Annotated in this window: 6 protein-coding genes; 5 read left to right on the forward strand and 1 reads right to left on the reverse strand. The window is 68.7% G+C overall.

Features of this window, described 5'->3' with window-relative positions; translation table 11 throughout:
* Nucleotides 1–220 precede the first annotated feature (220 nt).
* A complete protein-coding gene (locus tag AC1DP0_RS15660) occupies nucleotides 221–727 on the reverse strand; it encodes a DUF4234 domain-containing protein (protein WP_478085826.1) in 507 nt (168 codons plus the stop codon).
* 276 nt (nucleotides 728–1003) lie between these two features.
* Between AC1DP0_RS15660 and AC1DP0_RS15665 the strand changes: the two genes are divergently transcribed.
* From AC1DP0_RS15665 to AC1DP0_RS15685, 5 genes are all read left to right on the forward strand, one after another.
* On the forward strand, nucleotides 1004–1849 hold the full coding sequence (locus tag AC1DP0_RS15665; protein ID WP_478085830.1) for a hypothetical protein: 846 nt from the start codon (nucleotides 1004–1006) through the stop codon (nucleotides 1847–1849).
* Complete coding sequence (locus AC1DP0_RS15670) at nucleotides 1849–3771, forward strand: fumarate reductase/succinate dehydrogenase flavoprotein subunit (protein ID WP_478085833.1); 1923 nt, start codon at nucleotides 1849–1851, stop codon at nucleotides 3769–3771. The genes AC1DP0_RS15665 and AC1DP0_RS15670 overlap by 1 nt, the downstream gene beginning before the upstream one ends.
* Nucleotides 3768–4520 (forward strand): succinate dehydrogenase/fumarate reductase iron-sulfur subunit, encoded by a 753-nt coding sequence (locus AC1DP0_RS15675; RefSeq protein ID WP_478085835.1) that lies wholly within the window; start codon nucleotides 3768–3770, stop codon nucleotides 4518–4520. The genes AC1DP0_RS15670 and AC1DP0_RS15675 overlap by 4 nt, the downstream gene beginning before the upstream one ends.
* A gap of 122 nt (nucleotides 4521–4642) precedes the next feature.
* The gene (locus AC1DP0_RS15680) at nucleotides 4643–5365 is read left to right on the forward strand and encodes a succinate dehydrogenase cytochrome b subunit (protein ID WP_478085837.1); all 723 of its coding nucleotides are present in this window, start codon (nucleotides 4643–4645) and stop codon (nucleotides 5363–5365) included.
* A gap of 3 nt (nucleotides 5366–5368) precedes the next feature.
* On the forward strand, nucleotides 5369–6763 hold a 1395-nt coding region (locus tag AC1DP0_RS15685), incomplete at its 3' end, for a fumarate reductase/succinate dehydrogenase flavoprotein subunit (protein ID WP_478085839.1).

The following is a 6763-nucleotide window of genomic DNA, read 5'->3' on the forward strand; positions in this document are numbered from 1 at the left end:
CGTGACGAGGACGTGGCGTCCGACCAGGGCGCCCGGCACCGGGTCCTGCGGCCACCAGTTCCGGCGCACGGCCGGACCGATCTTCGTGTAGCCGAGGACCAGGGACTTGTCCATCACCCAGTCGAGCGCCGCGGCCGCCTCGTGGAGCACCATGCGCTCACCCTAGGCGGCCGCGTCGTCCGCGGACTGCGCGGCTGCTCGCCGCCTGACGGCTGCGGTGCTATCCGCGCGCACCCACCGAACGCCAGTACGCGTTGAGGGCGCCGTTGGTCTTGACGAACCACACAATCGGACCGATGACGATGATGGCGCCGAGCAGCGTCCACAGCCCCGTCACCGCTGAGACCGGCGCCTGCTGGCCGCGTCGCTCGTAGAGGCGGCCCACCTCCCCCGGGGTCAGGAAGGAGAGGACGATTCCGAAGAAGATCGCAATGACGAGCGCCAGACCGCCGCCCAGGCCCTCGCCGGTGTGACGCTTCATCTCCTCGTGGGTCTGGTAGTACCAGACCATCGGATAGATGCCGAGGGTGACGATGCACAGCAGGATGCAGGAGCCCGTCGACCGAACCTTTCCGACCGGTCCGTTCGCGACCTGGGCGAACGGTCCGGGCTGCTGCCACGGAGCCACGGTTCCTGCGGTCGTCGCGGCCGGCGCTGGTGCGGCGAACGCGGGGGGCGGCGGCGGCCACGCCTGCGTGGTCGGCGGCTCGGTGTGGGGCTGGGTCACGGTGGTCTCCCTGTGTCGTCTCCGGGGCATGCGTCCCGGGTCGCGCCGACTCTAGGGTCGGAAACGGGATGTGTCCGGCTTTCAGGGACATCTGGCGGCATCGGATCGCCCGGGCGGATCGAACGGCTGCTGCGCAAAGCCGGCATCCTCCACGGCTGCCTCACCAGCCAGGGTCCGCGTGCGCCACACGCGAGTGAGTCGCGTTCACCCTGCTGCGACGCACGGTGACACTAGAGTGGCGGCGGCGCTCAACCAACGACGGTGGAGGTTCGCACGATGAGTGAGACGAGGCTCGACCCGGCTTCCAGTGCGGGGGGTTCCGGCCCCCGCGGTGTCGGGTCACCGGGTCGCGCGACGATCGCCGAGAAGACACTCCGGGTCGACCGATGGTGGGTGCAGCCGCTCGTCACCTTCAGCCTGCTCGTCCTCTGGCTGCTCTACGCGCTGGTCCGGACCTCCATGCAGCGGTACTACTTCGTCGAGCCGTACCACTACCTCACGCCGTTCTACTCGCCCTGCGTCACGGCCTCGTGCCTCCCGGACGCGCGCCATCTCGGCACCTGGATGGGTGAGCTCCCCCCGCTCGTTCCGTTCGCGTTCTTCGTGCTGCCGTTCCTGCTCGGCTTCCGCCTCACCTGCTACTACTACCGCAAGGCGTACTACCGGTCGTTCTGGCTCTCACCGCCGGCCTGCGCCGTGGCCGAGCCGCACGCCACCTACACCGGTGAGACCCGCTTCCCCCTCATCCTGCAGAACATCCATCGCTACTTCTTCTACGCCGCGATCGTCGTCTCGGCGATGAACACGCTGGACGCGTTCGACGGCTTCCACGGCAAGGACGGCAGCGTCGGCATGGGCCTGGGGACGCTCATCATGCTCGTCAACGCAGCCTTCCTCTGGCTCTACACGGCGTCGTGCCACTCGTGCCGTCACCTCATCGGAGGCCGGCTCAAGCACTTCTCCAAGCACCCGGTGCGCTACCGGGCATGGAGCGCCGTCTCGCGCCTCAACACCCGGCACATGGAACTCGCCTGGACCACGCTCGGCACGCTCATGGTGACCGACGCCTACATCGCCCTCGTCGCGTCCGGGGCCCTGACCGATCTGAGGTTCTTCAACTGATGGCCAGCGACCTCGAGACCCACGACTACGACATCCTCATCGTCGGGGCCGGCGGCGCGGGCCTGCGGGCCGCGATCGCGGCCCGCGAGGCGGGACTGCGCACGGCCATCATCTGCAAGTCCCTGTTCGGCAAGGCGCACACCGTCATGGCCGAGGGTGGCATCGCGGCGAGCATGGGCAACGTCAACAGCCACGACAGCTGGCAGGTCCACTTCCGCGACACGATGCGCGGCGGCAAGTTCCTCAACTCGTGGCGGATGGCCGAGCTGCACGCCAAGGAGGCTCCGGAGCGGGTGTGGGAGCTGGAGACGTACGGCGCCCTCTTCGACCGCACGCCGGACGGCCGGATCAGCCAGCGCAACTTCGGCGGCCACGAGTACCCGCGCCTCGCCCACGTCGGTGACCGCACCGGACTCGAGCTCATCCGCACGATGCAGCAGAAGATCGTCTCGCTCCAGCAGGACGACGAGCGCGAGTCGGGCGACCCCGAGAGCCGGCTCAAGGTGTTCGCCGAGGTGACGATCACCGACCTGCTCACCTCACCCGACGGCGCCATCGCCGGCGCCTTCGCCTACCGGCGCGAGTCCGGCCGCTTCGTGCGCTTCAACGCGCCGGCCGTCGTGCTCGCGACCGGCGGCATCGGCAAGTCGTTCAAGGTCACGTCGAACTCGTGGGAGTACACCGGCGACGGGCACGCCCTGGCCCTCCGCGCGGGATCGACCCTCGTCAACATGGAGTTCGTCCAGTTCCACCCGACGGGCATGGTCTGGCCGCCCTCGGTCAAGGGCATCCTGGTCACCGAGTCGGTGCGCGGTGACGGTGGTGTCCTCAAGAACTCCGAGGGCAAGCGCTTCATGTTCGACTACGTGCCGGACGTCTTCCGTGGGCAGTACGCCCAGTCCGAGGACGAGGGCGACCGCTGGTACACCGACCCGGACAACAACAAGAGGCCACCCGAGCTGCTCCCCCGCGACGAGGTGGCGCGCGCCATCAACTCCGAGGTCAAGGCCGGCCGGGGGTCACCGCACGGCGGCGTCTTCCTCGACATCGCCTCACGGCGCCCGCCCGAGGAGATCCTCAAGAAGCTCCCCTCGATGCACCACCAGTTCAAGGAGCTCGCCGACGTCGACATCACGAAGGAGCCGATGGAGGTCGGCCCGACGTGCCACTACGTCATGGGCGGTGTCGAGGTCGACCCCGACACGGCGGCCGCTGCCCGGGTGCCCGGCCTCTTCGCGGCCGGAGAGGTCTCGGGCGGCATGCACGGGTCGAACCGCCTCGGCGGCAACTCGCTGTCCGACCTGCTCGTCTTCGGCGCCCGCGCCGGACGCGGCGCAGCGGCATACGTCCAGGGTCTCGGCGAGCGCCGCCCGAGTGCCGACCAGTCGGTCATCGACGCGGCAGCGGCGACGGCCCTCGCGCCCTTCGAGGAGGAGGGGGGCGAGAACCCCTACACCCTGCACCAGGAGATGCAGCAGACGATGAACGACCTCGTCGGCATCATCCGAACCGCTGGGGAGATCGAGGCCGCGCTCGCCAAGCTCGAGCAGCTCAAGGAGCGCGCCCGGCACCTCACCGTGGAGGGACACCGTCAGTTCAACCCCGGCTGGCACCTCGCGCTGGACCTGCGCAACATGCTCGCCGTCAGCGAGTGCGTGGCGCGAGCGGCTCTGCTGCGGCAGGAGTCCCGCGGCGGCCACACCCGCGACGACTACCCGAAGATGGACCCGCAGTGGCGCAGTCGCAACCTCATCTGCTCGGCCGAGGGCGACGGCATACGCGTGGAGGAGCAAACGATGCCGGCGATGCGCGCGGACCTGCTCGCCCTCTTCGAGACGGACGAGCTGGCGAAGTACCTGACGCCGGAGGAGATGGCGGCCGCCGCGACGAACGGCGACACGACAGGCAGGAGCGGGTCATGAGCTACGACGCGAGGTTCCGGGTCTGGCGCGGCGACGCCGAGGGCGGCGAGCTCGTCGACTACACCGTCGAGGTCAACGAGGGCGAGGTCGTCCTCGACATCATCCACCGGCTCCAGGCGACCCAGTCCGGGGACCTCGCGGTGCGCTGGAACTGCAAGGCCGGCAAGTGCGGATCGTGCAGTGCCGAGATCAACGGCATGCCGCGGTTGCTCTGCATGACCCGGATGTCCACCTTCAGCGAGACCGAGACGGTCACCGTCACCCCGTTGCGCGCGTTCCCCGTGATCCGGGACCTCGTCACCGACGTGTCCTTCAACTACACCAAGGCGCGCCAGATCCCGGCCTTCGCTCCCCCGGACCTCGCGCCGGGCGAGTACCGCATGCAGCAGGTCGACGTCGAGCGCTCGCAGGAGTTCCGCAAGTGCATCGAGTGCTTCCTCTGCCAGGACACCTGCCACGTCGTGCGTGACCACGAGGAGAACAAGGCGGCCTTCGCCGGCCCCCGCTTCCTCATCCGCGCCGCCGAGCTCGCCATGCATCCGCTCGATGCCCGGGACGACCGCGCGGACTTCGCCCGCGACGAGCAGGGCATCGGGATGTGCAACATCACGAAGTGCTGCACCGAGGTCTGCCCCGAGCACATCAAGATCACCGACAACGCGATCATCCCGATGAAGGAGCGAGTGGTCGGTCGCCACTACGACCCGCTCGTCTGGCTCGGCTCGAAGATCGGCCTGCGCAAGCGCTGACGACAGGCCTGACGACAGGGCTGACGACAGGGCCGGCCGACCACAGTGGAAATAGTCACACTCGGCGTGTACCGGGCGGTAGCCGTCAGGCCCGACAGAGCCACGGGGATAAGGTTCCTTCCGTGGCCACCAAAACTCTCCCGGTGACGGGATCGGATCGACGCGCAGTGGGCCGCCGGAGCACCGTCTTCATGAAGATGCTCATGGCCGTCTCGGGCGCCCTGTTCGTGTTCTACGTCCTGCTGCACATGTACGGCAACCTCAAGATCTTCGGCGGCGTCGGCGCGTTCAACGAGTACGCCGAGCACCTGCGGACGATGTTCACCCCGTTCCTGCCGTACGGCGGATTCCTCTGGCTGTTCCGCGCGGCCCTCATCGTGGCCCTCGTGGCGCACGCCTGGGCGGCATTCTCCCTGTGGAGTCGGGCCCACGGCGCGCGCACGACGCGGTACGTCGCTCGCGAGGCAGCGAAGGCCACCATCAAGAGCCGCATGATGCGCTGGGGCGGGGTCGCCCTGCTGCTCTTCCTCGTGTGGCACCTGCTCCAGTTCACGATCCTGAAGTTCAACGTGGGATCGGTTGCGGCTCAAGGCAGCCCCGGCCTGCKTGTCATCAGCAGCTTCCAGGTGTGGTGGGTCGTCCTCATCTACCTGCTCGCCCTCGTCGCTCTCGGGCTGCACCTCTACCACGGCGTGTGGAGCGCCACCCAGACCATGGGCTGGGCCGGCAACGCCGCCGCCCGCCGACGCGCCAAGACGCTCGGGACGGTCATCGCGCTCGTCACGAGCGTGGGCTTCGCGCTCCCGCCGCTCGCCATCCTTTTCGGAATCGTCAAGGGAAGCTGACCTGTGACCACGACACCCCCCACCGCTTCGACGACCGCCGCGTCGCCGGGACTCGTCCACGGCCTCTACGCCGAGGGCGAGCCGATCCGCGACACGAAGGCCCCGGCCGGTCCCATCGACAAGCGCTGGAACACCCGCAAGTTCGAGGCCTCGCTGGTCAACCCGGCCAACCGTCGCAAGCTCTCGGTCATCATCGTCGGCACCGGTCTGGCCGGAGGCGCGGCCGCCGCGACCCTCGGTGAGGCCGGCTACCAGGTGAAGTCCTTCTGCTACCAGGACTCCCCGCGCCGGGCGCACTCGATCGCCGCACAGGGTGGCATCAACGCCGCCAAGAACTACAAGGAGGACGGCGACTCGGTCTACCGCCTCTTCTACGACACCGTGAAGGGCGGCGACTACCGCTCGCGCGAGTCGAACGTCTACCGCCTCGCCGAGGTCAGCACCAACATCATCGACCAGTGCGTCGCGCAGGGCGTGCCCTTCGCCCGCGAGTACGGCGGCCTGCTCGACAACCGCTCCTTCGGCGGCGTCCAGGTCTCACGCACGTTCTACGCGCGCGGCCAGACGGGCCAGCAGCTGCTCATCGGCGCCTACCAGGCGCTCGAGCGCCAGGTCGCGGCCGGCACCGTCGAGATGTTCAGCCGCCACGAGATGCTCGAGGTCGTCGTCGTCGACGGCAAGGCCCGCGGCATCATCGCCCGCGACCTCGTCACCGGCGAGATCGAGACGCACCTCGCCGACGCGGTCGTGCTCGCGTCCGGGGGCTACGGCAACGTCTTCTACCTCTCGACCAACGCGATGGGCAGCAACGTCACCGCGACGTGGCGCGCGCACCGCAAGGGCGCCTATTTCGGCAACCCCTGCTACACGCAGATCCACCCCACCTGCATCCCCGTGGCCGGCGAGCACCAGAGCAAGCTGACGCTCATGTCGGAGTCGTTGCGCAACGACGGCCGCATCTGGGTGCCGAAGAACGCCGCCGACTGCGAGAAGGACCCGCGGGAGATCCCCGAGGAGGACCGCGACTACTACCTCGAGCGGATCTACCCCTCGTTCGGCAACCTGGTGCCCCGCGACATCGCGAGCCGTCAGGCCAAGAACGTCTGCGACGAGGGTCGCGGGGTGGGCCCCAAGGTCGGCGACTTCCGCCGCGGCGTCTACCTCGACTTCACCGACGCCCTCAAGCGGATGAGCGCCGACGCCGTCGCGGAGAAGTACGGCAACCTGCTCGACATGTACCAGCGGATCACGGGTGAGAACCCCTACGAGGTGCCGATGCGCATCTACCCCGCGGTCCACTACACGATGGGCGGCCTGTGGGTCGACTACGACCTCCAGTCGAGCATCCCGGGCCTCTTCGTCACCGGTGAGGCGAACTTCTCCGACCACGGCGCCAAC

Source organism: Terrabacter sp. P5_B1 (assembly GCF_056400505.1).